Raw genomic sequence first — 24,614 nt, forward strand, 5'->3', positions numbered from 1 at the left:
GTGGATTCCAATTCAATTTTGATCCCGCTGACAGCCGATCACCCGTTATAATGGATAAAAGACGATTTCTCTTCGCACTTGCACGAAATTTTTGGAGGTGGTAGCGCTGGAACATCGAAAAAAATATTACGCAGAAACCTTACCCGCATCGGAAGGCGACTTAGTGGTGGAAGGCCCGGTCCTTCCGGATCGGTTGAAATATTATTCCTTTCATGAAGGCTTGGTCGCTTTTCGACCACCAGAAGAGCAACAGGAAGCGCTCATCGGCATCGCCGGACTGGCGGAAGGCCGCATTATCATCGCCCGTACCGCCAACGAGATTGTCGGTTATGTCACTTATCTGCATCCAGATCCGCTGGAACATTGGTCCAAAGGAAATATGGAAGATTTGTTGGAGTTGGGAGCGATCGAGGTAGCTGCTCCCTATCGCAAGTATGGAGTAGCAAAGGCGTTGTTGGGCGTCTCTTTTCGCGATCCCTATATGGAGAACTATATCGTCATTTCCACGGAATATTATTGGCACTGGGATTTAAAAGGGACCGGTCTATCAGTGTGGGAATATCGTAGAGTGATGGAAAAAGTGATGTCTAGCGCTGGTTTGGAGTGGGTGGCTACCGATGATCCTGAAATTACCGCCCATCCCGCCAACTGCCTGATGGCCCGCTTCGGCAAACATGTCCCTCAATCCTCAGTGGAAAAGTTTGACCGCCTGCGCTTCCGCTTCCGCATTTTATATTAAATGGTCATAAAGGATGACGGATGATCGATGTGGAAGAATTGAAGGGTAGTACAAAAAAATGACCCGATTGAATTCACCGTAGAGGAGGCTTCACATATGGAGTCCGCACGGTTCGTCTATAGCGACGACTTTTTAAAGTACCGCTTTCATGATACCCACCCTTTTAACAACAAGCGATTGGAATTGACACTTGCATTGATACGTTCCTTTGGACTCCTGGCTGCGGAGCACCTAATTCCACCGCGTATGGCGACGGAAGAGGAGTTGGCTCTCGTTCACACGCCGGAATATATTGACATTGTCAAACAAGCGGATCGTGAAACGATCCCCGTTGAGCGGCTGCAGGAATATGGGTTACACACCGAAGACAACCCCGTCTTTCCCGGCATCTATCAAGCAGCCACCCTGGTGGTGGGGGGAACGCTGACAGCGGCGGAAGCGGTGATGAGGGGTCACTGCTCCCACGCTCTCAACCTTTCCGGAGGGCTTCACCACGCTCTTCGGGGAAAGGCTTCTGGTTTTTGCATCTTTAATGATGCTTCTGTTGCAATCGCTTACTTGCGCAAAAATTATGACGCCCGCATCATGTATATCGATACCGATGCACACCACGGCGATGGGGTGCAATGGGCTTTTTACGACGATCCCCATGTAATGACCGTATCCCTCCACGAAACGGGACGATATTTGTTCCCTGGGACGGGAAATGTGTATGAACGAGGAACAGATATCGGACTGGGCACCTGTGTCAATGTGCCCTTGGATGCCTTTACCGAGGATGAATCCTGGCTGCACGCCTTTGAAAAAGTGGTACCCTCAGCGATTAAGCAATTCCGTCCTGACGTTATTCTTTCCCAGCACGGCTGTGACGCCCACCGCTTTGATCCGCTTACCCACCTGTCCGCCACCATGCGCATCTATCATGAAATTCCCAGGCGCATTCACCAGTTGGCTCACACCTATACCGCGGGACGATGGATTGCTGTGGGCGGTGGCGGCTACGATATCTGGCGGGTGGTTCCACGTGCCTGGACGCTTCTGTGGGCGGAACTGTCCGATCAACGATTAGATGACCAGGACCTTCCCACTGATTGGGTTCAACGGTGGCAAACGGAAAGCCCCCACCCTTTACCGACACGATTACTAGATCCAGAAGGAATGTTTCAACCAATTCCACGGAGAGAAGAGATTTCCCGCAAAAATGCAATCATTACGCAACAAGTATCCCAATATTTCAACAGTGATAAGGCCTGTGGCCAGTGAAAAAATTGCACGAGAATATTTTCGCCTGTTGAAACCAACACCAATAGTGAGTAGAAGACGGCAAGCCACCTGCCTGTTAGGGACCGATGGTGCGATGCTTACACGGCATAGCCTGTCTCCCAGTAGTGCGATCGCTTTGAGAGGAGGGATAACAATGGAGATCTGCCGATTTTGGGGGCCGGGCGGAGATCGTTTCGCACAGCAGCTGGTTGCACGAGGAATCGCGGTTCAGATGGTAGAAACGGGATATGAAGCGATTTTCCCCGATGAAAGAACCATGGAAACCTGCTTATGTGAGGCACAAGCGGTAACGGATGAAAGAGTCTTTTTTCGCAGTGACGATTGACAGACAGAATAAACCCGTCAGCCCCTGGGACTGACGGGTTATCATTACTGACTACAAGATGCTTTCCCCGAACTATGACGGGATTGCGCTCGCATTATATCGGTTTCTGTGCAAGCATATCCTTGACGATTCCGTTGGAACGGCGGGCAGCAACGGCAGCAAATTCTTGAAAGTTGACATCGGCGGAATGATCCGCCCGATCGGACATGGAACGGATCACGACAAAGGGAACGTCGTTTAAGTGGCAAACATGAGCGACGGCGGCTCCTTCCATCTCCACACAAACCCCGTTTAACTGCTCGCGCAATTGACGGACCGTTTCTTGATCTGCGATAAATTGGTCACCGGAGAGTACTTTTCCTGTAATCGCACGCCCTTCCGTCCAGGCGGACGCCGCTTTTTCCGCCAATTGAATCCATGTGGGATCCGCCGGAAACTCCGAGGTCTCCTGAAACGGAATCACTCCTTTGTCCAGTCCCAGTGGAGTAACATCGACATCATGTTGTTGGCAAGAGGATGAGACCACGATATCACCGATCTCCAGTTCCGGATCTAATGCCCCCGCCACACCGGTAAAGATGACAGCTTCTATTTGAAAGCGATCGATCAGTACCTGTGTACAGACGGCTGCATTTACTTTACCCACCCCAGAACGGCAGATCACCACAGAACGATCGACCAGCCGTCCGATGTAGAATGATATCCCCGCATGCTCTTCCGTTCGTTCCTGCTCCATTTCCTTCAAAAAAAGGGCGATCTCCTCCTCCATCGCCCCAATGATACCAATCGGTTTCTCCATGCTTTCTTCTCCTATTCTTCCTTTAGACGAGTGGAGTCGGCCAGTCGCAGTCGATGCGGCAACACCACTTCGTTCTCTTCAATCGTTTCGTCGTTCATATACTTGGTCAACAATCGCATTGCCACGGCACCGATATCATACATCGGTACGGAAACCGTACTTAACAGCGGCCGCACCTGCGACGCTAACGGCGTATTGTCAAAGCCGATCACCGACACATCGTCTGGCACTTTCAGCCCCTGATCCTGGGCGGCATGAATCGCACCTACCGCCATCTCATCGTTGACGGCAAAAATCGCAGTCGGCGCATCCTCCATTGCCAGTAGCTCCTTAGCCGCCTCCAAACCAGAATCATAGCGGTAGTTACCGAGACGCACCCATTGATCGTTAAAGGCAATCCCCTCTTCCGCCAAGGCTTCTTTATATCCCTGGTAACGGGGATAGCCGATAATCGGGTCGGTTAACGGTCCTCCCAACAGACCGATGCGTTCATGTCCTTCCTGGATCAACACTTGGGTCGCTTCTTTGGCTGCCCCTACTTGGTCGATGGTTACATAAGGACGGCTTTTCTCTACCTCGTCAAACGTAGCCGCCAGTACAATCGGCACTTGGGCCCCAGCAAATATTTCCCGATGCTCCTGTGTCACTTCGCCACCCAAAAACAACAGTCCATCCACCTGTTTTTCCAACAGCGCTTCAGTTAGTTGCAGTTCTTTATCCTTTTGCAGATCGGAGTTACACAACATAATGTTGTAGTGATACATATTGGCGATATCTTCAATTCCCCGTGTCAATTCGGCAAAAAAAGCGTAAGAGATGTCAGGGATGACGACTCCGACTGTCGTCGTTCGCTTACTTGCCAACCCGCGGGCAACCGCATTGGGACGATACCCCATCTGGCGGATCGTTTCCAACACCTTTTTACGGGTGACCGGCTTTACATTGGGATTGCCGTTAACCACACGGGAAACAGTTGCCATCGATACACCCGCTTCACGGGCAACATCATAAATCGTAATCGTTTCTCTTTTTTTCCCCATTGGATCCACATCCATTTGGTTTGATTTTCCGCTGTTCTTATAAGAATACGATAAATTCCATCTCCATGCAAAGGATGTCCACCTTGGAAGAACACCTTTTCAAAAAAATATCGTTCCCTCAACAAAGGCTGTCCATCCCTTGTTTGCGCTACTTTTACAAGAAAAAGGGACTGGCTGAATAATAGCCGGTCCCCCATTAAAATTACCAAAATCGTCAACAAATCTAACATGATTCCGACATATAGTCCGTTAACCGACAGTAGCAGTAGACGATGTCACAAATCCTGCCCTGCGCATCTCTTCCATAAACTTGTTAAACTGAGGGATATCGATCTGTTGGTTGGCATCAGACAAGGCAACCGACGGGTCGGGGTGCACTTCCAGCATAATTCCGTCCGCTCCGGCAGCCAATGCCGCCCGCGCCACAGGCAGTTGAATATCCCGTCGCCCGGTGGAATGGGTAATATCGACAAAGACGGGTAAGTGACTTTCCTGTTTTAAAATGGGTACCGCTGAGATGTCTAAGGTGTTGCGCGTCCATTTTTCGTATGTGCGGATTCCCCGTTCGCACAACATTACCTGGCTGTTTCCGCGGGAGACGATATACTCCGCTGCAAACAGAAATTCCTCTACTGTCGCCGACATTCCCCGCTTCAGAAAGACCGGTTTGGATGCTGCTCCAGCAGCCTTTAGCAGTTCGAAGTTCTGCATATTGCGCGCACCGATCTGAATCACATCCACATACTGCTCCGCCAGCTCTATATCGGCGGGATTCACAATCTCGCTGACCACTTTCAACCCAAACTCATCCCCCGCCTTGCGCAAAATACGCAGACCCTCAATTCCCAACCCCTGAAAATCGTAAGGGGAGGTGCGGGGTTTAAACGCTCCACCTCGCAGCAAGGAGACCCCTTGTTCCTTCAACGCCTGGGCCACCTGACGCACTTGCTCTTCCGACTCCACTGAACACGGTCCGGCCACAATCGATTTGGCCCCGTTTCCGACTGGGATCTCTCCCACATGAACCACGGTATCTTCGGGACGCCGTTTGCGGCTGACTAACAATGCTTTTTTGTGATTTTTTTGTTGCAGATCAAGGGAAGCTTTAAAAATCTGTTTAAACAGATGCCGGATCGTACCGTCGTCAAACGGTCCCGGATTATCCTGCACCAATCGATCCAACATATCCCGTTCTCGCACCGGGTCAAAGCGGTTAATCCCTTGTGCTTTTTTCACTTCGCCGATCGCACGGGCCAACTCCGCCCGTTGGCTCAACAACTGTAACAGTTGTTGGTTGATGTCATCGATCTGGTTGCGCAACTGTTCCAAGTCTGGATGTTTCTGTTCCTGGCTCATCCCAAAACTCCCCTTACAAATTTTTAATCCCTATTATATCGAAATCCTCCGGCTATGTCATAAAAAAGGCATAAAAAACCGCCAATGCCCTTTCCCAAATTTAGGGTCAGGGTATGGCGGGGGTGGTGGCCATTTTTTCAAACCAATGGGATATACTGCTTTCTTTTTCAGGGAAAGTAAAGGTCTCCAGCTGTGGGTTCTGCCCTGTAGTCAAAATTACGGAGGTAGGAAAGGACGGCTCTTCAAGCTCTTCCTGTATACTGGGAGAAAATCCCACCGCCGCTAACAGCGTGTGCAAGGTATCGGAATCCGGCACCCCGATAAAAACCAACCGTTTCAGTTGTTCGTGCCAATCGATCTGATTCTGCAACACAAACGGCAAAGCACTGGGATAGATCCATGCAGTATCCGCTTGCAGTTCATCATCCTCTAACCCCTCCTCGTCATCCCGAGGCCGAATCACCCGAATATAATCGTTTTCAGGGATCGGCAAACTCTCCGATCCTGTGGCCAACACCATCATCTCTGCCGATTCCACCGGCAATTCCTCCGCAGCATGAGTGGCGATCGGTTCCGGTGAGCGGCCAGCGATGTCAGATTCCGATTGGTAGTGACTTTGTAGAGGGGGGGAAAAAACGATGATAAACACGATCGAAGTAGCAACAGCCATCCATTTGACCAGCTGGTTCATTCTGACGATTCGGCTGTCCTCCCGTTTACTCCGAATTCCTTCCAACGTTTGCACCAGGGCGATCATTTCCCGCAAGCTCTGTCGACATGAATCACACGTTTGGACATGTTCCCAAAGCCGCTGGAGATCCGTCTCCTCAATCTCTTGATCGAGGTAGAGTTGGATTAAGCGATCCATATCCTTGCAAGACATCCATCGATCCCCTTACTTTTTGGAAAGTCGCTCCTTTAGCATCTTCCGGGCGCGAAACAACTGCGTTTTTACTGTTCCTTCAGGAATATCCAAGGATTCACTGATCTCGGTATAGGAGTATCCCCGGAAATGCCGTAGTACAACCACCCTCCGGTAGATTTCAGGCAGTTCTTGGATCTCACCCTTCACCCGCTCCAGCATCAATCGCTGTTCTACCTGCTCTTCAACGGATAGACGGTCGACCGAATGAGGGGGTTCTGATTGTATAAACGCGTCTTCCAGGGCAACCAGTTTCAAGCTTTTTTTCCTTTTCTGGTCACGGAAGCGATTGGTCATCATGGTTCGCAACCATGCCTTCAGGGATTTTTCATATACATATTTATTGGATTTGCGATGAGCCTGCCACAATGTCTCCTGTGCCAGGTCCTTGGCATCCTCCGTATTTCCCGTTAAACGATAGGCAATATGATACAGGTAGCGTCGATGCTCCTGAAGCCGTTCCAAAAATTCATCCGTAAACGATTTTCTTGATGATTCTTCCCCATTCATATTAAGAAACCTCCTGCTCTCCACTCGTTCACCTAACAGATATGGGTGGATAGCGATTCCTGTTGTAGATTTTGAAGACGCACCGTCTTCTGTAACAGAAGAACATGTTCAAACAAAAAGCACAACCGATCCATCTCAGGATAGGCTCTTCTTTCTTTGGGCTTTCTCTCATTTCCTCCCAAATATAAACCCGTTTGCAATCTTATTCTCCTAATAGAAAAACACCGACGACAACCAATAAAATCCCCACTACCTTCATTACCGTTACCGCTTCACCCAAGATGAGGGCCGATAAGAGAAACGCCAACACCGGAAAGCTACCCACAATCGGCATCACACGGCCTACATCGCCGATCGCCAGCGCTTTGAAGTAGAAGTATTGTGCAAACAACACACCAAAAACCCCACCCAACAATATATAGACCAGTGAACGTCCATCCGGCATCGTCCACCCGCCCATCTGTGGAAAAAGAAGCCAATAGATAACGACCAACACTGTGGTAACTCCCGCTCTGAGAAACAGTGCCACCGCTGCGTCCGTTCGGGCCAGTCCCAGTTTTTCAAAAATGGGGGCTACACCAAAACAGAACGCTGCCAACAACGCAAATGTCAATTCCCGGCTCATGGGCATCCGTCCCTTCTTCCCACACATATATATGTGCCGGACAAGCGGACATGCTATATTTCGGATGGAGTAAAAAAAGGCGCCAGTCGGCGCCCGCGTAAGGTGATGAATGATCCCATCGAAACAGTCGAAGTCGATATTCTAATGGGTTTCGACATTTGGACACCGATTTGCATCGGTGCCGTTTTATCTTACACTTCTGAGGGGTTTGAGTTTGTCGCTTCCGCTTTTTCACTTGCTTCCACTTGATCCGCTTCGTCTTGCGCTTTCTTCTTACCAGCTACATCCTTCCACTCCTCCACCGTAGAAGCGACTTCTTTGACGGTGGAGGAGGCGGTGTCGCGGATCTCAATCCACTTGTCGGCGGCGGTATCCTTCACTTCATTCGCCCGCCGGGTAAATTGATCCGATTTTTCTAATACAACACCCTTGGCGGTATCAAAGTTGCGGCTCAGATCTTCACGGGTTTCCCGCCCGGTTTTCGGAGCCAACAACAGAGCCGCAGTTGCACCGATAAAGCCTCCAACCACCGCACCGATAAAAAAATCTTTTCCGTTTAAACCTTTGTGATCACCCATGTTCCCATCCCCTTTTGATTTAGTTTACCCTTTTGCGGTCATCGGTCCCTTTTTCCGAACGCCATTTTTTCATCAGTTCAATCGCTACGGACGCAATCGCCGTCACGCTGCCCAATCGTTCTTTCTGTACAGCTGCTGCGCGAGTAATACCGGATGATAATTCCTTCAAACTGGTTCCCGCATTGTTTACCGCTTGGAAAAACGCATCTGTCTGCTCCGTTTTCTGACGTGCATCCGCCAAGAGCGCCCTCGCTTCCTTGAGGGTACGGTTCGATTCATCAGCCACTTCCTCTAAGCGGGGCTTCATCTCCTGTAGCGTGGTATCGACGGATGTCAATGTCCGGGTCAACTGGCGCAAGGCCAGAATCAAGTAGACCACAAGTGCAACAAACGCAATCGCAACAACGGCTACACTGATTTGTAGGGTCAAAGTCAGCACCTCCTTTCAAGAAGGTACGATCGTGATTTGTCACTAGCGATCCGGGTGACCGAGAGGATAGAAATCAGGAATTGCAACCGGCAGCTTTCCGCCGGGGTCTTTTTTACCCGTCACAACCGCCACTGCTGCGTGAATTGAAACCGGTTGGGAGCTGTATGCGGCGATATAAGGGATATTGGATGGCAACGCCACCACATCATAAGGGGTATCCAACCCTACCGCAATCACCGCTTTGCCAGTTTGATTCAATTCAGTGACCAATGCCTGTTGATCCGGTCGCATCTGTGTTTGCGATAAAGCTACCACCACCACATCATAGGCGGCGATCCCGGCTAGCGCTTCCTGCCGCTCCTCCGGTTTAGGTATTAGTGGAACCGATCGTGTTTCCACTTGAAAATCGAATCCCTGGAACGCTTTCTCCCATTCCTCTTCATAGGCGGGTGTCAGAATCAAAATTCGTGCAGTTCTTGACGGGTTGAGGGGAAGTTGATTGTTTGGGTCGCGTACAACTGTAATCGATTGCTCCGCTACTTTTTCAGCTTGACGAGTATGTTCTGAGGTGGCTAGTTTCTCTGGAAGTGATTCGAGGTCGGTATACGGATGATCCACAATAGACTTTTGTCCAAGTGGCTTCGCTTTTAATTGTAGAATCCGACGAGTGGATTGGTCAATCCTCTGTTCAGAGATTTCCCCCTTTTCCACAGCCTGAATCACAGCTTCGATCGATTCTTTTTGCCGTTCCCATTCATGGACGACCAAGAGGATGTCCGCTCCCGCTTTTACCGCTCGTACAGCGGCATCGCTCGCCCCAAAGTTATCTACGATCGCTCCCATCTCCATGTCGTCAGTCATGATGACGCCGTCATACCCCCACTCCTTCCGCAACAGATCCGTCAGCACACGGGGGGAGAGAGTACCCGGTAAACCCGGCGTATCATCGATGGCCGGAAACGTGATATGAGCCGACATCACCGCATCCACCCCTTCATCTGTTGCTCGTTGGAACGGTTTCAGCTCCACTTCTTCCAGCTGCTCCATAGAATGAGCGACCGTCGGCAGATCGATATGCGAATCGCTGTCAGTATCCCCATGACCGGGGAAATGTTTTACCACGCTTAACACGCCGCCTTCACGAAAGCCCTCCATTTGGGCGATACCCATCTCCGCCACCTGATCCGGATCACTAGAAAAAGAACGTACACCGATAATCGGGTTTTGATCATTGTTGTTGACATCGAGGGAGGGGGCCAGATTCATATTGATCCCGAGGGCTCTCAGCTCTTCTCCCATCACTTTTCCGCTTTGACGGGACAACTCCACATCCCCGGTTGCGCCTAAAGCCATATTTCCAGGGAAAACCGTGACACCGTCACGGATGCGTAACACTTTGCCCCCTTCCTGGTCAATGGAAATAAACAGGGGAACTCCTGTCGATCCATTTTCAGCAGTGGATTGAAGCGTATTGTTCAGTTCCGCCACCTGTTCGGGGGAATCCACATTGCGATCAAACAGCACCATCCCCCCCACATGATAATCCTGAATCAACGCTTGGGCTTGCTCGTTCATCTCCAATGCCGGTTGGTTTCCGTTTTGAAAACCGACCATAAACATTTGCCCAACTTTTTCTTCTAAGCTCATTTCCTGTATCTTTCGCTCCACCCACTCATCCCCAGTCTCTCCTTCCGCTTTTCCGCCAATATGGGATACCGGAGACTGAGTGGAAAAAAACCACAAGGACAGGGTCAAAATGACGGCCAGTATGAGCACCGCCAGCGCTTTGCGCCCGTAGGCACGCTTCAATCCCAACACTCCTTTAAATGTGACTTACCCGTGTAGGGGTTCGTCCCCCCCATTATAAACGACCCTATCCGCCACTGAAGGTTAGAATTCGACAAAACGACGTCTTTTCTGAATGTTCAGCGGTGGTGACAAGACCCTCCTATAGGTATAATGGGGAAGGATATAAAGACGAGGTGATCATCTTGGTGGAGAAGAAAAGCATCGTCGTTCTGGACGGAGACCAAACCGGCCAAGAACTGTTGGAAGAAGCTCTGCGTGTTATCGCTCCCGATGTGATCGGGATGGAAATCGATTTAGAACACTATGATCTTAGTTTGGAAAACCGTCGTGCCACCCAAAACGAAATCGTTTATGAAGCGGCACGGGCCATGAAAGAAGCCGGTTACGGATTAAAAGCGGCCACCATCACCCCAGAAGAAAAAGGGGACGTGGGCAGCCCTAACGCTATTTTGCGCAAGGAGATCGACGGGAAAGTGATCATTCGAACCGGACGCCGCATCCCTGGTGTGGTGCCTGTAGCCGGGACCTTCTCTCCAATCTCCGTCATCCGCATGGCCGTAGGTGATGCTTATGGTGCCAAAGAATGGCGCGAAGGCGAAGGGGTGGATGAGGTCGCCTACCGTACGGAAACGGTCGATCGCAAAACATGTCGTGCCGTCGCTGAATATGCCTTTCGCCATGCCAAACGTACCAAATCAAAAGTATTCGGCGGTCCCAAATATACGGTCAGTCCCGTTTATGAAGGCATGTTGAAGGAAGAGATGGATGAAGCCAGCAAACGGTACCCGGAGGTTGCCTACGACCCCCAATTGATCGATGCCACCTATGCACTGTTGTTGAACAGCCCTGGCGATCCGCTGGTAATCCCGGCCCTCAACCGCGACGGTGATTGCCTCAGCGACATGGTGTTGCAACTGTTTGGCTCCATCGCCGGTTCGGAGTCCATCCTGATGAGCTTTGACGAAGATTTTAATCCGCAAGTCGTAATGGCGGAAGCCCCTCACGGCACGGCGCCTTCCCTGTATAAAAAGAATGTCGCCAACCCGATGGCCATGATTTTGGCTACTGCTTCCCTGTTAACTCACTTTCATGAACCGCAAGCGTCAGCAGCGTCTCGTGCGATCTACGAAGCGACGATTGAGACGGTACGTGAAGGGGTTCGCACATCCGACTTGGGCGGAAACGCCACTACCTCTGAATTTACTGATGAGGTAATCGCCAAGGTTCAAACCAAGTTGGAGGTATGGAACAGCCTACAGATGTAACTCCTCTCCCCCGCCGACAAACTGCGGGGGTTTATTTTGCAATTTTTCCTGCGCAAATGACTCACCCGTTTGCCCGAAGGAAGATTTACAACAAAAAATGGATTCTTTCTCAAAAATACGTTATTCTCCCCCTCTTCACCGGGAATAGAGAAAAAAAGGAGGATGTCATGTGCGCGGGAACAATTCTCATTGGATGGAGATGGAATTTCGGGGTTATTACGGTCACATCATCTACTTGCATTGCATCAAAGATTCAAAACCGATACTGCGGGCAAAAATCCTGGGACAATCCTATCACCACTGGGAAATCTATCTGGAAACAACATGGGATGTGGACGGACGTTCCGTGCGCGGGTGGACCTTTTTTGAAAGCGAATTCCGAAAAACATGGGCCATCAAAAAAGCGAAAAGGATCATGAAAGATTATTTAGACCATGGATGTTCAACATGGAGTCCCCCCTCTCCACACCGCTCCTTTCCTTTGACCCGTTTACGCTCATAACGGCAACCGCCCTGACATTTCACCAGGGCGGTCGTTCTTTTTTATACCGGGCCTTTGCTTATGTAACTTCTCTTTAACCCGCATTCGCCTGCTTCCATCCGTTTTCAATACCAATAATCACTTCATCCAGTGTCATTTGGTCTTCCAGGTAGACTTGCAACAGCTCGTATACCGTCGCCATCTGCTCAGGCGGATATTCGAGCGCTTCTAACATCTCGTTGAGCGGATCATAGGAACGACTTAACAGCTGAACGCTTCCTGATTGTAATACAGACTCCAACTGTGTTGTCTTTTGGTAGACTTCTTTAACCATGCGTAGTATAATCGCCATCATCTTTTTCTTTTGCAGATCCATCAACGACCGGTCCTTTCCTGGCTGAGTGTCTACCACGCTTCTCTGTTGTTTTTGTAAAAATAAACCAAAATGAATATCTGGATAACACTTTTATTTTAAACGAAATGAAAAGAAGAGTGAAAGGGCTTTTTTTAAATCGATAAACCTTTCCCCAAGATTTCGGCCAAAAATAAAACGGGACGAATACCGTCCCGTCTATTTTTTCCTCCGTCCACGGGGAATTCTCCGTTTTCCTTGTAGAAAATCCATCCCGAGCTGGGGGTTGCGTTTAATATCCTGGGCAAAATCCTGCAACTCACCTTTTTCTACATCCGCTTGTGTCACTTTCATCAGATAATCGAGAACGGCACCCATACCTCCGCGTTCATTCGCCCGTTTCGCTCCGGCCAAAATTTGATTCAACTGTTGCTCCGTCAGCACCCGTTGGCCCATCATGCTATTGATCATCTCAGTCAACTGCTTTACCGAAGGACCTTCACCCGCCATGATTCTCCCTCCCCTGCGCTCTTTCCCTTCACCATATGTCCAACTGTTTGCAAGAGCACGGGCACTTGCCTTCGGTCGGACAAAATAGGCTTCAGTGACAAGCATTTTCCCCGCGCTTTCCCGATGGGAATGAATATGCTAAAGCAGAGGATACTCGTCTTTTACAAAAGGAAGGGGGAAAAAATCTTGTACCGTTACCGAAAAGCTTCGGCACCGGTTTCCCTCCCCCCAGAGGAGGCGGCGTTTCAGGAGGAAATGCGACGCTTGCTTCTTTTTCTGCTGATTATCCCGACGATTTTTTGGTACGCAGGTGTTTTAGATGAGGAGTTCTACTAGACGAACATCCAATTTACAGGCTCGTGATATTCGCCTGTACACTTCATTTGCCCTATGCATAATTTGTACCATCACGTTGGGAAGGGGGGCGACCACATGTCCGGCTACGGCTACGGCTATGGTTATGGCTATGGTTTCGGCCTGCGTCGCTTATTGATCTTCCTGCTTATCATCGCTACCATCTTCGCCGTTCTCGGCATCTGGTATTGAACGAACAAAGCAGGCCCGGTCCCCCAACCGGGCGTGGAAAGGGGGGAAAACCATGTCCGGCTACGGTTATGGTTTCGGTTATGGCTTTGGCTTGCGTCGTTTATTGATCTTCCTGCTGGTCATCGCCACCATCTTCGCTCTGGTGTGTTACTAAAAACAGGGCCCCCTAATCCGGGGCATCCTTGTACCGCTGGGAAGGAGGGAGAATCATGGGCTACGGTTACGGTTTTGGTTATGGCTTCGGTCTGCGGCGTTTGTTGATCTTCCTGCTGGTCATTGCTACCATCTTCGCTCTGATCTGCTACTGATAATACCGGCGAAGTGGTGCTTCATGACCCCGTGATTGCCCTCCCCTCAGGGGGGCTCTTCTCATTTTATCCCAGTTAATCGGGAACTTTTTATAACAAACCCCCATGTTTTCCCACATGGGGGTTTGTTGGATCATAAATGCTGATCCACCGCTTCTTTTAGTGATTGTTGTGTAATATGCCAATGCGATTGGTCCCACAGTGGCAAACCGTTGCGAACGAGAATAGCCTGAGGGGATTGATGCTTGACATCCAAATCTGCCGCAATCTGATTGGATACAGCTCGTGATTCAATCACCTTTACAAACAAATAATCCACATCCGTCGGTGCGCTCTCAGCCAAAAACGTCTCAAACTCCCGATAAGCATCGGCGCTGACGGAACATTGTGTACTGTGTTTCATAATCAACGCCGGCCGTTTGTTGGGATCACTACGCCAACGCGACCATTCTTCCGTCGTTGTAATCTCGATCCATTTGGACATATATTCTCCACTCCTCAACTACAGAAATCCGTCTCCATTGTATCATGAAAAAAGGGCGCATTCGCCCCTATTAATCGGCTTGGTGAAGTCGTGCCGATCGATTGTTCTTGTTCAACAGGTTAAGCAGCAGCTGATACTCTTCCAACAACAAGGTTTCAAAAAAGCGCATCTCTTCCCGCAGTTTTCGGCTCTCACGAATCCACTGCTCCATTTTCTCGTCGTTGGAACCGACCTGCTGTTCCAATTGGTTGAGACGTTCCTTCAACTTCTGATATTCATGGCTCCATTCAGATAGCTTATCGATGGCGGTTCCTGGCTCTATTCCCTTGCGATTGATTAAACTTTTCCATCGAAGATAGCAAGCGTTGCTGCTTCTTTCCAAGCGTTCACCGATGATATCAAAGGTTTGAGTACGTGACATCCCTGTTTTTTTACACTGTGCCACCCAATGGAGCAAGTTCCGATCTTCTTCAGGGGTCCAAGAACGGGACAAACCAGGCACCTCATTTCGTCAACGCTTCCTGTCCCTCCAGCTTATGATTCGGCCTGCCGGTTCGTATCCACGTCAGCCCCTTTACCAACTGAGGAAACCGCCTCTTCTCGCTCCTCTTCTTCTTCTTTTTCCATTTCTCGTTGTTTGTCCCGTGCCTGCTCCAACAATTTTACCAAACTGGCATACCGATCCTTGATTTCATCCTGAAAGTTGCGAAAAGATTCCCACTCATCCTTTAAAAGATTATGCTTCTCCTTTAAATCCCTCAGCTTACGCTCACGCTCTCGCCGTAGACGTTCCATTTGATCCAACTTCTGCTGGTCCTCCCGGTAGGCTTGATCCATTTGTCGCAATGAACGAATAACGCCTTTTAAAGAATCGCCGGAGGAGCGATTCCGTTGCAACTGTTTCGTTACCCGTTCGTGCTTTGCCTTTTGAAAAGCGCGCATCTCTCGCTTGCGAAGCACCGCATTCCAACGAAAGCCACAGGCACCCGCTGTCCGTCCAATCCGCCTTCCTACCCGCTCAAAGGTTTCCAACTGACTCTGTCCCTGGCGAACCGATGCCAACACTTCTTCCGTCAGGATACGATCTTCTTCCGCACTCCAGGAACGACCTTTCATGGATCCGCTCCCCTTTCTTCGCTTCGTCGTTATAATATATGTCAGCCGCCCAGCAATTGCTATCGTTTACGAGTATCTTTTTTATATCTTTGCGAGCGGGAAAACCCTTAGCTTCAGCTATGGGGATGATAGCGAGCGTCGTTCGGTATCTCCTTTGTGGGGATGCTTAGAACGGCAATTTCTGAAAAGTCATTTACAAGCTTATATTAAAAAGAGCCGGAGGGTACCTTCACCCATCCGGCTCATACCTGATGCAAGTACGGGAGCGGGCATACTCCCAATCCGATTGCTTCCACCTGCTCTGGCTCCATTTGTCCGATTTCTTCCGGCAACATACGTAAACAGGTGGACAGCCATAAAAGGATATCCGCGACGTCGACTCCATCCTGGTCTGATCCATACGGACTGAGATAACGATGCGCCGATGAAGCCAATTTGCGTGCTCCTCTCACCTTACCTCTCTTCAACTGGTGCATAATGGCCGCAATCTGGATCAGGCCATGATAAAAATCATTATCCCGCTCCGTTTGCCACAATTCTTCCAACACCTCATGCGCTTCCCAGTACTCCTGTTGATGGTAATGGTGAAAGAACTGAATGTATAGGGGATGGTACGCTTGTTCCCGGCTCAAACTGCTCGCTCCTTTTCACTGTCGACTTTTTTAAGTTTATATCATCTCGGTTTACCCTTTTCGACAACAGGGTAAGTAAATAAAAAAAGACCAGGCAAAAACCTGGCCACATGAAAGAGGGTCAAGATTAAGGAGTTAAGAAGCGTGGTAGCGTGACGTGCTCCCGTTGTACGGGTGCTTCTCGTTTTGAGCGTAACTCTCCACGATGGCTTCGCCAAGCCTAAGCAAGGAGGTCAACCTCGCTTACAGCTTCATCTTACCACAATGTTCGAAATTTGTCGATATATGCTCGTTATTTTTTTTACAATTGATTTAGATTATCGCTTCACGACCATACGCGCTGAAAAACTCGTTTTAAGGTGTCTCCTTTGGATTTCTCCTGGGAACGTAATGCTTTTCGCACCCGATTTTTCAAAACGCGATTTCTAGAATTAGATAGAATCGTGTGCAGCAGATAACGAACCTCTTCGCTTCCCTCTCCCAATCGCCCCAGTACATCGGCGCAGGTTTCAATATAACGAATATCATCCACAGGTTGACGCGAAGCGATCTCCAAATGTAAGACCGCTTGTTGTTTTCGGTTTGTACGGACATAAACATTCGCCAGTAACGCGTGGGCGAAAGAATCTTGCGGGTTTATAGTCAATCCTCGCAACAGATGGGACTCTGCCGACTGCAACGCCTGTTCTCGCCACAGAAGATACCGTCCAAATTCCCGATACGCTTGGCTGAGAGTTGGATGGTTGGCCAATACATGCTCAAACCTGGACCGGGATTCATCCACGCGCCCCGCTGCTTCCAAAATCAGAGCGTGAAGCAATAATCCTCCTGCGTGAAAAGGATCTTGGCCCAACAATTTCTCAATGGCGCCCAGTGCCTCCGGAAACTTTTTCTTCTCGTATTTCAAACGCGCCAGCTCATAATAGCGGGTCACGCTGGGGTCTCCTTCGGTTTGCCGGTGATCCCCCTTTTTGGGTCGGAAGGGTTCCACCTTCGTCGCCGTACCCAAACCAGCCATTTCGATTCCCCCTTCTCCCTGATTGCTAAGGATTCCGGTCCCTCACCTCTCCGTTCATAACAACGATTCGATTTTATCGCATTCGACAATTTTTGTCACGTTTTTTCGACAAATGAACGCCAAAAAAGGCGGAATTTTTCCGCCTGAGTTTAACTGCTGGAAAAAATATCGATCGAGTGCGGTCGTTCTGTTTTCTTAGAAAAAAAGTTCATAAATGCTGATACCAACTAACATGACACCGCCCCCGAGCAAAACCCAGCGAATATAAGAATTGGTATGATAGGCATCCCAGAGCCGCAAGGGTATTAAGCCCGTAGGAAGAAAAAGATACCAGCTGAAGGGTTGAGGTTGCGTCCATCCCAGCCATTGTGTTCCCACCAAATAATGGACAATCAAGAGAAAGAGCAATACGCTCACATAGGTGGAAACGGCTCCAACCACTCGATTCCTCCAACGGATTCGACCTGGTTGGATATGTTTTTGCTGCTTTAGCTCTTTTAGAAAAGCCAATTCATCCGTGGCATCCAGCGGATGCATACATACCGGGGATTCCCGTTCTACCCGGTGTCCATTTACGTATAAGTGATAACTGAAGGAATGATTCTCCTCTTCTCGCACTTCCACCACGGCCCAATGACGTCCGATGCGAAAGGCGTGGATACTTCCTTTTTCCCCAACTTTCCACCGTTGTTCATCCATGAGACGATCGTCTAGAAACAGAAAGCGTTTTCCAGATAGCCGTTGATGCTCCAAGCGAATGGAACAACTACCACCCTCCAACTGTAACAGCCACACAACATCCTTCCCCTGTAGTTTGTATGGATACAGTGGTTCACCGGTATCAATCGAATAGCCATTGACAAACAATTGATACATATATTCGAATCCGTTTAATTGCCGCACAATTAAAGCACAGGAATGCTCCCCCGTCTGAAATGCAAAATAGCTATCTTTGGACTTTTTCCAGAAATTCTTTTCCCCTACTAACTCCTTATCCACCCAAATTTTCGCTTTTGTCGGTCCATGCTCCACCAAGACCGTATGGGTCTTTCCCTGTAGATGAAAGCGCCAAATACGTTTGCCGCCACCGGAAGAGCTGACGGCTGGTTTAAAATCCAATGTCTCACCCGTATCGACCGAGATTCCGTTTACCATCAAATCATAGCGGTACATCCATTTGCCATGATGCCTGATACTGAGGGCACAACGGTGATTACCCAAGAAAAACGGGTGTTGGCTATCTTTTTGATCCGGTGCAAATCCGCTTTGGACGAGCAGTTGACCATCCACCACCAACTTCTTTTCATGATTCATCCCCCGGTGCTCCAACATAATGGTGTGGGTGATGCCTTCCAGGGTGATAAACCATATTTTTTTGCGGTATTCGGAGGGACTAGGAGGAACAGGCTCAATCTGTTTCCCCGCCTCATGCAACAATCCATCAATCGATAAGTCATAACAAAAATAATATCGATCCACCTGCGAAAGATGAATCCCGATCCGATGACCTTTAAAAATCAACAGATGATCACTATCTTCCTCGGCATAAAAACGGCTCTCTTCCACCAGTCGTCCGTCCAGATAAATCATTCGCCGTTCAAAGGGAACATGCTGATAGAGCAAGGTGTGTAACCCGTCATTCAGACGCAGAATCCAGCGCTTGGTAATCCCTTTTGAGGGCGAAGACGAGAAGGGGGGTACATCTTTTCCGCTTATGACGGAAAATCCGTCCAATGACAGATCATAGTCATATTCTCTCTGGTGGTGGTCATATCGCATATGTAGTCCACAACAATGCTCTTTCAGATTAAAAAAGCGGTGACAATCCCGTTCTTCTCTGCCCTTCCATCGTTCAACCAAGTCTCCGTCGATCCGGATTAAACCCGCTCCAAAATCGTTCTCTAGTTCGACAATATGATGGTTTCCCCCGATTTGAACGGCCCAGCTCTTTCGTTCCATCTCACGCCCCCCTTCTCTTTCCCTATTGTATATTATTCGCAGACAACTCCAATTTTCGTGTCAAAAAGCAGTGATTATCATAAAAAAATAAAAAATCGACTTTTCCTTCACTAAGAAAAAGCCGATTCATGTCGAAATTACCGTTTTTATCGCGTTTCGCAAAAGGATAATCATCCCAACAAAAATGAATCGTTACGATTTGTGCGGATGATTTTAAGTTGATGTGCGACCCAATAAAATCGCGTGGTCCACTTTTATGCAGCGATCCATCACTACCGTTAGGCCTGCATCCTGTGCAAGCACCGCCGCTTCTTCATTGATCACACCTTGTTGAAACCAGATGGCCTTTGCACCGGCCGCGACTGCATCACGGGCGATCGGTACACAATGTTCGCTACGACGGAACACATTGACGATATCGATCGCTTCTTCAATCTCCGTCACGGACCGGTACGGCTGCTCACCCAAGACCGGTTCTTGTAAGGCAGGATTGACGGGGATAATGCGATATCCCGCCTTCTGTAGGGCCTGGGCGATCATATGGCTGGTACGGTGGGGTTTATCGGATAAGCCGACGACCGCAATCGTTTTCGCTTTCGTCAGCATGGCTTTGAGTTGGTCTTCTCCCGGATTTTGATGCATAACAGCCCCTCCTCCACTCTCTCAAGATCAAAATGCACGTGCATACGCCTGTGGCATGATTGGCTCCCGTCCTAACACCAGAGCCGCCTGAATACTCCCTGCTTTTATTGAAGCTACGTTTTATTTCGAAAAACGAAACAACCACCTTCATTATAACAGAACCTCAGCGGCAGTGAAAAAACCGTTTAGTTGGACTCAGGATCGTCGGAAAATATAGCCGGTAAAAAACGACGTGCCCAATCGGTCAACGGAAGGGAACGGCCATCCCATTCCCGATATGCCCGCTTAATCTCCTCTAAGAGTGCGACGGGAATCCGTTTCCCCCGGAATAAAGGATAAAAGCGGCGATATGCCTGCACCATATGATCCCAGCGACCATCGTCACCCGACTTTAGATATTCCGATACATCGAGAAGCTTGGCGTGTCCATCTTGCAACAACACATTTTTCAAATGGATATCCCGTGGATTTAACCCCCGGTCCCGTGCATATCGGCGTGCTTCCTCCACTTCCTCCACCACCGATTCCGGGATGGGAATCCCTTCAATCAAGCAGTCATAAAGTGTCTTCCCCCGCTCGTAGCTCAACACCAGACAACCGGGATATGCATCTTTTAACAGCGGAAACCATCGTGATTTCCCCAACTTATGGTATACTTCCACCTCGTTGGCCCAGACTTGTTCCCGATTCGGCGCAAACACTTTAAATACCGTATCCCGGTCCTGCGGATGATAAACGACAACCGCATCCGTACCCACCCCCACGATTTCCAAGGGTGCCGGGATATGGAAGATCTTTACCAACTGATTGTCAGGACGCGGTTCCAAACTGACGCGCTGTAGCAAGGGAATTACCTTTTTCCACGACATCAGGCCGTTCCCCCCTTTCTATCCTGTACTATTATGTATGATATTTGATCTTCAGCAGATATTTTAACCTGAATCGCTCATCCAACCCCTATCTAAAAATTTGATTCCATATGGAATGGAATCGCTCCTTCATATTAACGTTTCCATGATGACAACAGTGTCAGCAAAACAAAAAAGGAGATCTTTCGATCTCCTTTTCAAAGAATAACACCATCTTTAAAAATCGCAATTTCTTTATAACCGAATCGTTCATTTTGAGTATTTTTTTCACCGGAAGCTAGTTGAATCAGATATTGAAATAAGTCGGACGACAATGTACCGATGTCGTTTCCCTCAAGCAAACTTCCGGCGTTAAAGTCGATCCAATTTTTCTTTTTTTCATAGAGCTGACTGTTGGTCGATATTTTTACCGTTGGAACCGGCCCACCAAAGGGGGTTCCCCGGCCGGTGGTAAACAGGACGATGTGCGCGCCAGCAGCGGATAACGCCGTCACCGAAACGAGATCATTTCCCGGGCCTTGAACAATATTCAACCCTGGTTTGGTCACGCGCCCTCCGTAGGGAAGGATATCCATCACCGGGGCAAAGCCGCCTTTTTGCACACAGCCCAGTGATTTTTCCTCCAATGTGGTGATCCCCCCTTCTTTATTGCCGGGGGAGGGATTTTCATAAACCGGTTGTCCGTGTTTGATAAAGTAATCTTTAAACCCGTTGATCAGTCCCACCATTTGCGTAAAAACATGCTCATTTTCCGCCCGTTGCATCAAGATCGTCTCCGCGCCAAACATCTCCGGCACCTCTGTCAACACTGTCGTCCCTCCATGGGCGATTAGACGGTCGGAAAAAGCCCCCACCAACGGATTGGCGGTAATGCCGGAAAATCCATCGGAACCACCACATTTTAACCCTACTCGTAAGCGGGAAACCGGAACCGGTTGCCGGGAAAAGGAAGCCGCATAATCGCTCAGTTCCTCAATCAACGCCAATCCTTCTTCAATCTCATCCGCCGCTTCCTGTACACCTAAAAACTTCACCCGCTCTTCCTCATAAGGGCCGATTGCCTCTTTAAATGACGCCAGATAATTGTTTTCACATCCCAATCCCAGTACGAGCACACCAGCAGCATTAGGGTGATGGACCAACGACGCCAAGATTTTTTGCGTATTGTGCAGATCGTCCCCCAACTGAGAACAGCCAAAGGGGTGCGGAAAATGGTAAACGCCATCTACCCCCTCCCGCTGAAAACGCTCATTCCCTAAGCGAGCGATCATCTCAGCCGTCTTATTGATACAACCGACGGTATTGATAATCCAGATTTCATTTCGCACCCCTACCTCTCCATTTTTGCGGATATATCCTTGGAATGTGGGGAGAGACGAGGTTTCTTTCGCTTTTTCGCTTTTGGTGGGAAGGTACTCATATTCCAATGCACCGGTCAAACCGGTTTGAACATTGTGCGTGTGTACCCATTCCCCAGTTTGAATCAAGGTGGAAGCTTTTCCGATGGGATAGCCGTATTTGATGATGTCGGCCCCAACCGCCACCTCCCTGATGGCAATCTTATGCCCCGAGGGAACGTTATCTTTCAGTATCACTTCTCCTTTCTCCACCTGTACACTCTCTCCCGCCGCATAATCGCGTAAGGCTACAACCACCGTATCATCGGGATGCACTTTTAACCATTGTGATCGCATGCCAATCCCCCTAACAACGTTGTTAAAATGAAGTAAAAAAATAACGCTAACCCTTTCCATGTAAGCAGGCGAGAGGGATTTTTGAGTCTTTCAAAAACCCCTTCCATTTTGAAGTCGATCTGTCTCACTCTGCTCATGAGAAAATGACGGATCGATTTCTTATATGACTAAGAAGTGCTTTGATCGGCAAATCGTTCTTCTGCTTTGGAAAAAACAATCATGGACAACTTCATAATGACAAAAGCGACCAAACTAAAACCAAACGCGGGAATCAGACCCGGCAGATAGACATACAGACAGCCGATAAGAAAAATAGATACAAACATCAACAAGGTAAGCGGTAAGTGGGACATGCCCAAACCCAGCGCACACCTTACATATTGCAGAATCCCCATGCGGTAGTGGACAAAAGCCGGAAAAGCATACAGGACTGTAATCGCAAGCAAAAACAATAAGCTGAGGAAAAACAGACTTAAAGCAAGCCCCACCCATCCGTCAACCAGACGAAATACCCACAGATCGACAAACAGAACGGCTGCAACCACAAACAACAACCACCCCAGTAGATTGGCTCCCCAAAATTCGCGGCGGTACGATTGCCAATAGGTGCGAAAGACGGGTACATCCTCCCGCCCTAAAAACCATTGGCGCAAAACTGCAAACATGCCTGCGGTAGCGGGAGCCACTCCGAGGATCACGCCGCCCAACAGTGTAAAAAGCAGCCATAAAATGTGGAGATAAGCCAGTCTCATGATCCATTCACACCATTGGTACAACACGCCTGTCAGTCCACGGTACTCCAATTGACCCACTCCTTTTTAGCCACCGCTCTTTTGGTCATCTGGATCATGTAGTTAAAAAAGGCGCATCTTTCGTTCCGCCGTTTGTAGTAAGCGCTATCAATCCTATTTTACTATATTACAGCACTTCTTTCATCCCATCGTTTTTATCATGCGTTTGAGAAACAGTGCAGCCATCACCAAAACATCGAATCACGATCCACAAAAAAGGGCCGTCACCCCAACTACCATGGGGTATGGCCCTTTAATTTTACGATTGATCGCAAGGTGCAAATCGAGAGAACGGCTACTCCTTCAACCGATCACAATTTACCCGCTCCGGCACCATTTCGCACCCGATCGGGAACATTTGCGGCATTGTCAGGGGAATAGCTGTAGGGTGGATTAAAAGCGGAACCCCGTGTTTCCGGCGTACCGGAGTTGCTATAAACATTGTTCCGCTCAACTAGATCCCCCGGACCGGAAGAACCGTAACCTACATGGGTCGGATTGCTCACATTGCGGAAATAGTTGGATTCAACCACAACATCCGCTTCCATCGTGGAGGCAATTCCATACCCTCTCACCGCATCATAATAGTTGTTAAACACATGAACCTCACCAAATCGAACCCGTGGATGGCGAGAACCGGTTCCCTCAAACCAGTTGTGGTGATAAGTAACTTTTAGATGACCTCTATCTTCGGGAGCATTATCGGTGTTGCCGACCAGGGAGGTTTTATCATGGTTTTGAAAGCGGTTCCAAGAAACGGTGACATAACTGGACTGGCGATTGATATCGACCAAACCATCATAAGCGTTACTAAATGTATTGTGATCGATCCAGATGTGATGGCTGCCGTAACCCACATTGATGGCATCATCATTTGAGCCGGAGAACGTGAGGTTTTGGATGATGATGTTGTTGACACTGCGGAGGTTGAAACCACCGTTGGTGATGCGGGCATTGGAGCCCAATCCGATGATCGTTTTGTCGGAGGCTACCCGATGCATGCCCGCAGGCAATGAGATTGTACCGGACACTTGGATAATGCGGGGACCGGTAGCCTGCATTTGGTTGATTAAATCCGTGGCATTGGAAACAGTCACAGTGCTGCCACCTGCACCGCCGGTAGTACTCCCATTAACGGAGGCAAATCCTACTGGGGTGGCAGCGATTTCCACGTCCTGTTTGCCGACATCAGCCTCTACCGCCGAGAGAGGCAGAAAAGGAATCCCAACTAGTACCAAACTGACTGCCACATACCACACAAATGCTTTTTTCATCTGATACTCCCCTTTTTTAAAAATTTCCCCCATTCAATCGCTTGCAACCAAGATCACACCCTCCTATTTTTACAGCCGACACCTCCTCGCAGGGCAACAATCCAGCACCACAAAACTGATCCGATCGGTCGATGACTAAGCTCCGTCAGCAAGCGGAATTCCCTTATGCTCCTGTAATAGACCGTCATTTACCACCGGAATGAAGGGGGATAGGGGAATTCTTTTCAATCATTTATACAATTATAACAACGTTGTT

At 49.0% G+C, this 24,614-nt stretch carries 30 protein-coding genes; 7 read left to right on the top strand and 23 right to left on the bottom strand.

Going from position 1 to position 24,614, the window contains the following annotated elements; genetic code table 11:
• Positions 1 to 106: 106 nt before the first annotated feature.
• From C8J48_RS12690 to C8J48_RS12700, 3 genes are all read left to right on the top strand, one after another.
• Positions 107 to 739, top strand: a complete 633-nt coding sequence (locus C8J48_RS12690) for a GNAT family N-acetyltransferase (protein ID WP_107727741.1) — start codon at positions 107 to 109, stop codon at positions 737 to 739.
• 96 nt (positions 740 to 835) lie between these two features.
• Positions 836 to 2,002 carry an acetoin utilization protein AcuC gene (locus C8J48_RS12695; RefSeq protein ID WP_107727377.1) on the top strand — a complete coding sequence of 389 codons (1,167 nt, stop codon included), beginning with the start codon at positions 836 to 838 and terminating at the stop codon, positions 2,000 to 2,002.
• A 154-nt stretch (positions 2,003 to 2,156) separates the two neighbouring features.
• Positions 2,157 to 2,348, top strand: coding sequence for a hypothetical protein (locus tag C8J48_RS12700; protein WP_107727379.1), 192 nt, complete (start codon positions 2,157 to 2,159; stop codon positions 2,346 to 2,348).
• A 94-nt stretch (positions 2,349 to 2,442) separates the two neighbouring features.
• Here the strand turns inward: C8J48_RS12700 and C8J48_RS12705 are convergent, their stop codons facing one another.
• From C8J48_RS12705 to nagZ, 10 genes are all read right to left on the bottom strand, one after another.
• On the bottom strand, positions 2,443 to 3,147 hold the full coding sequence (locus C8J48_RS12705) for a 5'-methylthioadenosine/adenosylhomocysteine nucleosidase (protein ID WP_107727381.1): 705 nt from the start codon (positions 3,145 to 3,147) through the stop codon (positions 2,443 to 2,445).
• Between the two features lie 11 nt (positions 3,148 to 3,158).
• On the bottom strand, positions 3,159 to 4,187 hold the full coding sequence (gene ccpA / locus C8J48_RS12710) for a catabolite control protein A (protein ID WP_107727383.1): 1,029 nt from the start codon (positions 4,185 to 4,187) through the stop codon (positions 3,159 to 3,161).
• A gap of 249 nt (positions 4,188 to 4,436) precedes the next feature.
• Positions 4,437 to 5,543, bottom strand: a complete 1,107-nt coding sequence (locus C8J48_RS12715) for a bifunctional 3-deoxy-7-phosphoheptulonate synthase/chorismate mutase (protein ID WP_107727386.1) — start codon at positions 5,541 to 5,543, stop codon at positions 4,437 to 4,439.
• 106 nt (positions 5,544 to 5,649) lie between these two features.
• Entirely contained in the window at positions 5,650 to 6,426 is a 777-nt protein-coding gene (locus C8J48_RS12720) for an anti-sigma factor family protein (protein ID WP_107727388.1), read from the bottom strand.
• A gap of 12 nt (positions 6,427 to 6,438) precedes the next feature.
• Entirely contained in the window at positions 6,439 to 6,975 is a 537-nt protein-coding gene (locus tag C8J48_RS12725; RefSeq protein WP_107727390.1) for an RNA polymerase sigma factor, read from the bottom strand.
• A 32-nt stretch (positions 6,976 to 7,007) separates the two neighbouring features.
• Positions 7,008 to 7,175 (bottom strand): hypothetical protein, encoded by a 168-nt coding sequence (locus C8J48_RS18790; RefSeq protein ID WP_170105463.1) that lies wholly within the window; start codon positions 7,173 to 7,175, stop codon positions 7,008 to 7,010.
• 2 nt (positions 7,176 to 7,177) lie between these two features.
• Positions 7,178 to 7,606: an EamA family transporter gene (locus C8J48_RS12730; protein ID WP_170105465.1), complete on the bottom strand. Its 429-nt coding sequence runs from the start codon at positions 7,604 to 7,606 to the stop codon at positions 7,178 to 7,180.
• A gap of 185 nt (positions 7,607 to 7,791) precedes the next feature.
• Positions 7,792 to 8,178 (bottom strand): YtxH domain-containing protein, encoded by a 387-nt coding sequence (locus C8J48_RS12735; RefSeq protein WP_107727395.1) that lies wholly within the window; start codon positions 8,176 to 8,178, stop codon positions 7,792 to 7,794.
• Between the two features lie 19 nt (positions 8,179 to 8,197).
• A complete protein-coding gene (locus tag C8J48_RS12740) occupies positions 8,198 to 8,608 on the bottom strand; it encodes a DUF948 domain-containing protein (protein ID WP_170105467.1) in 411 nt (136 codons plus the stop codon).
• Positions 8,609 to 8,650: 42 nt separating this feature from the next.
• On the bottom strand, positions 8,651 to 10,417 hold the full coding sequence (nagZ, locus tag C8J48_RS12745; RefSeq protein WP_107727399.1) for a beta-N-acetylhexosaminidase: 1,767 nt from the start codon (positions 10,415 to 10,417) through the stop codon (positions 8,651 to 8,653).
• 185 nt (positions 10,418 to 10,602) lie between these two features.
• Here nagZ and C8J48_RS12750 point away from each other — a divergent pair, with 185 nt between their 5' ends.
• Together C8J48_RS12750 and C8J48_RS12755 are read left to right on the top strand one after the other, a co-directional pair.
• Positions 10,603 to 11,682, top strand: coding sequence for an isocitrate/isopropylmalate family dehydrogenase (locus C8J48_RS12750; protein ID WP_107727742.1), 1,080 nt, complete (start codon positions 10,603 to 10,605; stop codon positions 11,680 to 11,682).
• A 169-nt stretch (positions 11,683 to 11,851) separates the two neighbouring features.
• Positions 11,852 to 12,184 carry a hypothetical protein gene (locus tag C8J48_RS12755; protein ID WP_107727400.1) on the top strand — a complete coding sequence of 111 codons (333 nt, stop codon included), beginning with the start codon at positions 11,852 to 11,854 and terminating at the stop codon, positions 12,182 to 12,184.
• 73 nt (positions 12,185 to 12,257) lie between these two features.
• On the opposite strand, the gene C8J48_RS12760 is transcribed toward C8J48_RS12755, so the two are convergent.
• Complete coding sequence (locus tag C8J48_RS12760) at positions 12,258 to 12,539, bottom strand: hypothetical protein (RefSeq protein ID WP_146160490.1); 282 nt, start codon at positions 12,537 to 12,539, stop codon at positions 12,258 to 12,260.
• A 195-nt stretch (positions 12,540 to 12,734) separates the two neighbouring features.
• Positions 12,735 to 13,025: a hypothetical protein gene (locus C8J48_RS12765; RefSeq protein ID WP_107727404.1), complete on the bottom strand. Its 291-nt coding sequence runs from the start codon at positions 13,023 to 13,025 to the stop codon at positions 12,735 to 12,737.
• Between the two features lie 186 nt (positions 13,026 to 13,211).
• Here C8J48_RS12765 and C8J48_RS18795 point away from each other — a divergent pair, with 186 nt between their 5' ends.
• Together C8J48_RS18795 and C8J48_RS18950 are read left to right on the top strand one after the other, a co-directional pair.
• Positions 13,212 to 13,361 carry a hypothetical protein gene (locus C8J48_RS18795; RefSeq protein WP_170105469.1) on the top strand — a complete coding sequence of 50 codons (150 nt, stop codon included), beginning with the start codon at positions 13,212 to 13,214 and terminating at the stop codon, positions 13,359 to 13,361.
• 96 nt (positions 13,362 to 13,457) lie between these two features.
• Positions 13,458 to 13,571: a sporulation protein YjcZ gene (locus tag C8J48_RS18950; protein WP_211316624.1), complete on the top strand. Its 114-nt coding sequence runs from the start codon at positions 13,458 to 13,460 to the stop codon at positions 13,569 to 13,571.
• A 441-nt stretch (positions 13,572 to 14,012) separates the two neighbouring features.
• On the opposite strand, the gene ytxJ is transcribed toward C8J48_RS18950, so the two are convergent.
• The 11 genes from ytxJ to C8J48_RS12820 form a co-directional block, all read right to left on the bottom strand.
• Positions 14,013 to 14,363, bottom strand: a complete 351-nt coding sequence (ytxJ, locus tag C8J48_RS12770; RefSeq protein WP_107727406.1) for a bacillithiol system redox-active protein YtxJ — start codon at positions 14,361 to 14,363, stop codon at positions 14,013 to 14,015.
• Between the two features lie 70 nt (positions 14,364 to 14,433).
• Positions 14,434 to 14,856 (bottom strand): Myb-like DNA-binding domain-containing protein, encoded by a 423-nt coding sequence (locus tag C8J48_RS12775; RefSeq protein WP_170105471.1) that lies wholly within the window; start codon positions 14,854 to 14,856, stop codon positions 14,434 to 14,436.
• A gap of 41 nt (positions 14,857 to 14,897) precedes the next feature.
• On the bottom strand, positions 14,898 to 15,479 hold the full coding sequence (locus tag C8J48_RS12780; protein WP_107727410.1) for a hypothetical protein: 582 nt from the start codon (positions 15,477 to 15,479) through the stop codon (positions 14,898 to 14,900).
• 242 nt (positions 15,480 to 15,721) lie between these two features.
• On the bottom strand, positions 15,722 to 16,111 hold the full coding sequence (locus C8J48_RS12785) for a DUF309 domain-containing protein (RefSeq protein WP_107727412.1): 390 nt from the start codon (positions 16,109 to 16,111) through the stop codon (positions 15,722 to 15,724).
• A 325-nt stretch (positions 16,112 to 16,436) separates the two neighbouring features.
• A complete protein-coding gene (locus C8J48_RS12790; protein ID WP_107727414.1) occupies positions 16,437 to 17,129 on the bottom strand; it encodes a tetratricopeptide repeat protein in 693 nt (230 codons plus the stop codon).
• Between the two features lie 195 nt (positions 17,130 to 17,324).
• Complete coding sequence (locus C8J48_RS12795) at positions 17,325 to 19,088, bottom strand: hypothetical protein (protein WP_107727416.1); 1,764 nt, start codon at positions 19,086 to 19,088, stop codon at positions 17,325 to 17,327.
• 213 nt (positions 19,089 to 19,301) lie between these two features.
• On the bottom strand, positions 19,302 to 19,730 hold the full coding sequence (locus tag C8J48_RS12800; protein ID WP_107727418.1) for a CoA-binding protein: 429 nt from the start codon (positions 19,728 to 19,730) through the stop codon (positions 19,302 to 19,304).
• A 185-nt stretch (positions 19,731 to 19,915) separates the two neighbouring features.
• Positions 19,916 to 20,599 (bottom strand): protein kinase family protein, encoded by a 684-nt coding sequence (locus C8J48_RS12805; RefSeq protein WP_107727420.1) that lies wholly within the window; start codon positions 20,597 to 20,599, stop codon positions 19,916 to 19,918.
• Positions 20,600 to 20,796: 197 nt separating this feature from the next.
• The gene (locus tag C8J48_RS12810) at positions 20,797 to 22,293 is read right to left on the bottom strand and encodes a UxaA family hydrolase (protein WP_107727422.1); all 1,497 of its coding nucleotides are present in this window, start codon (positions 22,291 to 22,293) and stop codon (positions 20,797 to 20,799) included.
• A gap of 167 nt (positions 22,294 to 22,460) precedes the next feature.
• Positions 22,461 to 23,096 (bottom strand): YesL family protein, encoded by a 636-nt coding sequence (locus C8J48_RS12815; protein WP_107727424.1) that lies wholly within the window; start codon positions 23,094 to 23,096, stop codon positions 22,461 to 22,463.
• Between the two features lie 299 nt (positions 23,097 to 23,395).
• A complete protein-coding gene (locus C8J48_RS12820) occupies positions 23,396 to 24,358 on the bottom strand; it encodes a pectate lyase family protein (protein ID WP_107727743.1) in 963 nt (320 codons plus the stop codon).
• Positions 24,359 to 24,614 lie beyond the last annotated feature (256 nt).

This window comes from Desmospora activa DSM 45169 (assembly GCF_003046315.1).
GTDB classification, from domain to species: Bacteria; Bacillota; Bacilli; order Thermoactinomycetales; family DSM-45169; genus Desmospora; species Desmospora activa.

What these genes read in the sequence shown, in the direction of transcription:
- C8J48_RS12820 (WP_107727743.1), bottom strand. Translation starts at nt 24,358, where the DNA reads ATGAAAAAAGCATTTGTGTGGTATGTGGCAGTCAGTTTGGTACTAGTT.
- C8J48_RS12720 (WP_107727388.1), bottom strand. Translation starts at nt 6,426, where the DNA reads ATGTCTTGCAAGGATATGGATCGCTTAATCCAACTCTACCTCGATCAA.
- C8J48_RS12780 (WP_107727410.1), bottom strand. Translation starts at nt 15,479, where the DNA reads ATGAAAGGTCGTTCCTGGAGTGCGGAAGAAGATCGTATCCTGACGGAA.
- C8J48_RS18950 (WP_211316624.1), top strand. Translation starts at nt 13,458, where the DNA reads ATGTCCGGCTACGGCTACGGCTATGGTTATGGCTATGGTTTCGGCCTG.
- C8J48_RS12800 (WP_107727418.1), bottom strand. Translation starts at nt 19,730, where the DNA reads ATGCATCAAAATCCGGGAGAAGACCAACTCAAAGCCATGCTGACGAAA.
- C8J48_RS12700 (WP_107727379.1), top strand. Translation starts at nt 2,157, where the DNA reads ATGGAGATCTGCCGATTTTGGGGGCCGGGCGGAGATCGTTTCGCACAG.
- C8J48_RS12765 (WP_107727404.1), bottom strand. Translation starts at nt 13,025, where the DNA reads ATGGCGGGTGAAGGTCCTTCGGTAAAGCAGTTGACTGAGATGATCAAT.
- C8J48_RS12790 (WP_107727414.1), bottom strand. Translation starts at nt 17,129, where the DNA reads ATGGCTGGTTTGGGTACGGCGACGAAGGTGGAACCCTTCCGACCCAAA.
- C8J48_RS12715 (WP_107727386.1), bottom strand. Translation starts at nt 5,543, where the DNA reads ATGAGCCAGGAACAGAAACATCCAGACTTGGAACAGTTGCGCAACCAG.
- C8J48_RS12725 (WP_107727390.1), bottom strand. Translation starts at nt 6,975, where the DNA reads ATGAATGGGGAAGAATCATCAAGAAAATCGTTTACGGATGAATTTTTG.
- C8J48_RS12735 (WP_107727395.1), bottom strand. Translation starts at nt 8,178, where the DNA reads ATGGGTGATCACAAAGGTTTAAACGGAAAAGATTTTTTTATCGGTGCG.
- ytxJ (WP_107727406.1), bottom strand. Translation starts at nt 14,363, where the DNA reads ATGTCCAAATGGATCGAGATTACAACGACGGAAGAATGGTCGCGTTGG.
- C8J48_RS12760 (WP_146160490.1), bottom strand. Translation starts at nt 12,539, where the DNA reads ATGGATCTGCAAAAGAAAAAGATGATGGCGATTATACTACGCATGGTT.
- C8J48_RS12795 (WP_107727416.1), bottom strand. Translation starts at nt 19,088, where the DNA reads ATGGAACGAAAGAGCTGGGCCGTTCAAATCGGGGGAAACCATCATATT.
- C8J48_RS12730 (WP_170105465.1), bottom strand. Translation starts at nt 7,606, where the DNA reads ATGCCCATGAGCCGGGAATTGACATTTGCGTTGTTGGCAGCGTTCTGT.
- C8J48_RS12705 (WP_107727381.1), bottom strand. Translation starts at nt 3,147, where the DNA reads ATGGAGAAACCGATTGGTATCATTGGGGCGATGGAGGAGGAGATCGCC.
- C8J48_RS12810 (WP_107727422.1), bottom strand. Translation starts at nt 22,293, where the DNA reads ATGCGATCACAATGGTTAAAAGTGCATCCCGATGATACGGTGGTTGTA.
- C8J48_RS12695 (WP_107727377.1), top strand. Translation starts at nt 836, where the DNA reads ATGGAGTCCGCACGGTTCGTCTATAGCGACGACTTTTTAAAGTACCGC.
- C8J48_RS12805 (WP_107727420.1), bottom strand. Translation starts at nt 20,599, where the DNA reads ATGTCGTGGAAAAAGGTAATTCCCTTGCTACAGCGCGTCAGTTTGGAA.
- ccpA (WP_107727383.1), bottom strand. Translation starts at nt 4,187, where the DNA reads ATGGGGAAAAAAAGAGAAACGATTACGATTTATGATGTTGCCCGTGAA.